We start from the raw sequence: 2418 nt of genomic DNA, 5'->3' as shown, positions 1-2418 counted from the left end.
ATCGATATCATTAATAAAAAGAGTAAACAGCGGTAAATTTAATGCTTTCGCTATTAATTCCAATACATTTAAAGAAGGATTGGCATGTCCTCTTTCAATTTGACTAATAAGTGAAGTACTGATTCCTGCATAATCAGCAAATTCACGAATTGTCATATTATTTTTCTTACGATAACTTAAAACAGTTTGACCTAGCCGATAATGAATCATTGTTACAACTTCCTTTCGTCCATCATAATACATCTTTTGTCCCTTTTGTGCTGACATACTAAACAGTGGCAATTAATCCTTCCTTATTTCATCTTAGGCTTATATACTAACTTTTGTACATTATATTATATACAGTTCATTATAATAAACAACCAATCGGAGGGACAAACTTTGAAATCACCTATTCTTTCATATTTCATCTTATTTTTCGGCGTGTTCGCCTTATCTACTTCAGCTATCTTCGTAAAAATAGCCGATGCCCCTGCAGCAATCACTGCTTTTTATCGATTATTGTTTGCTACGGTAATTCTTTTACCGTTTCTAATATTTAATACAAACAATCGAAGCGAACTTCGCTCATTATCAAAAAAGCAATGGGGATTTGGACTCTTATCTGGATTATTTCTAGCAGCTCATTATGTACTATGGTTTGAATCATTACAGTATACCTCCATAGCAAGTTCTACAGTTATCGTAACGTTGCAACCTTTATTTTCAATGGTCGGTGGTTATTTTTTATTTAAGGAACGGTTTACGAAAGGTGCGATTATAGGCTGCCTTATTGCAATTTCAGGAAGTATCGTGATTGGGTGGCAAGATTTTCAAATTAGTGGCGAGGCTTTATACGGCGATATTTTAGCTTTTATTGCTGCTGGCGTCATAACAGCTTACTTTTTCATTAGTCAATATGTTCGTAAAGACCTATCCCTAATACCGTACTCGGTAATTAGTTATGGCAGTAGTTCACTCTTTCTCGGTATATTTGCTTACACACAGCAGTCATCTTTCTTCAATTACACTGCACAAACATGGTGGTCCTTTATAGGTCTTGCATTCATTGCAACGATTTTAGGACAAACAATTTTTAATTGGTTATTAAAATGGATGAGCGCTACTGTTATCTCGATGAGTATTTTAGGAGAGACAATTGGAACTTGTATTTTAGCCTATTTCATTTTAGATGAAACAATTTCTTTACAGCAAGGACTAGGAATTCTACTTATTTTCATTGGATTAGCATTATTTTTATTACAACCGAAACAATCAAATCACAATTTATAAAGTGAAACTTTAATCAGTGGGGGTTTTGTTCATCCCCCGCTGATTATTAGCCTTCACCAATAGGGCGTTTACGGACAGTTTTTCTCCCTCATAACTTCTTTGATCCAGCCAAATTTTGAGATGGGAGTTTTACTGCCGACAAATAGCGGGATAAACAAGAAAAGCATGACATTAGTTTGCCATGCTTTCCTTGTTTATTTATTATTGCGGAGATTGTTCCACCTGCTTTTGCTTTAGCCTTTGCTCCAATACATGAATCATGAAGAGGAAATGCTCTGCCTCTCTTGTAACATGATCAGCAAGCAATGGATTTATGACATTTCGGATTTGACATGTTTGAATTAACTCTAATCCTGCTTTTTTGAAATCCCTTAACTCAACAGTGGCATTTTCACTATCTTTATTCATTTTTCCTATAATCGGGTATGTCGGTTCTTTTTGATATAACATCGATTCAACATCTCTAGCTTGGTTAAGCAAAATTTCGAAATCATCACCGAATTTCAACGCTGTATGAAAAAGATTTCTTTCCGATTGATCCAGTAATGATCCAATAAAACGTGAGTGTTCCATCATAATTCGTAACCAGAAAACATTCTCGCTAATAATCGCATCTTGAATAGGATCCATCTTGCCTTCATTAAACTTTTGAAGTGTCCGCATAAAATATTCCGCTTCTCGTGCAACATGATCCACTAAAAGTGGAAAATTAAACCCTTTCACTTTACAATTGATGATTAAAATTAGTAAGTTTCTTTTATAATTACGAAAAGCATACACTAACTGAATACTCTCTTCATTTAATTGCCTTACCGCTTGAACAGTTTGTGGAATAGTAAATGCTTTTTGCAGTTGCCTATCAAACTGATTATAAAACTGTTCTACTTACTGAATTAAATTTTTATCGTTACGATTAAACCCCTCACCAAGAAACAAAGCATGCTCTTTCATAATACGTAACCAAAATCTATTTTCAGTTATAGATCGTTCAATAAATAATTGTTCTGTTAATGATTCAGATGGAGCTGCTTTCAATTCCGGTGGCAACAGCATAGCTCACTGTGGGTCCATAATAAAATGTCCAGGAATAGGTTGGTCTGTCGACATTACAATCACTCCTTGTTCCTGGAATGCTCAATTATACTA

The 2418-nt window shown here is 34.6% G+C and carries 2 protein-coding genes and 1 pseudogene; 1 reads left to right on the top strand and 2 read right to left on the bottom strand.

Features of this window, described 5'->3' with window-relative positions:
- On the bottom strand, positions 1-267 hold a 267-nt coding region (locus AB3X49_RS21420), incomplete at its 3' end, for a helix-turn-helix domain-containing protein (RefSeq protein WP_367964604.1).
- 114 nt (positions 268-381) lie between these two features.
- Between AB3X49_RS21420 and AB3X49_RS21415 the strand changes: the two genes are divergently transcribed.
- Positions 382-1272 (top strand): DMT family transporter, encoded by an 891-nt coding sequence (locus tag AB3X49_RS21415; RefSeq protein WP_002168408.1) that lies wholly within the window; start codon positions 382-384, stop codon positions 1270-1272.
- Between the two features lie 201 nt (positions 1273-1473).
- Here the strand turns inward: AB3X49_RS21415 and AB3X49_RS21410 are convergent.
- Positions 1474-2325, bottom strand: a pseudogene (locus AB3X49_RS21410) (DUF2935 domain-containing protein).
- Positions 2326-2418: the final 93 nt, after the last annotated feature.

The sequence above is a fragment of the Bacillus sp. C30 genome, from assembly GCF_040838255.1.
In the GTDB taxonomy this organism is placed as follows: Bacteria; Bacillota; Bacilli; order Bacillales; family Bacillaceae_G; genus Bacillus_A; species Bacillus_A mycoides.
The sequence above is the reverse complement of the archived record's forward strand: the minus strand, read 5'-3'. Positions and strand labels throughout refer to the sequence as shown.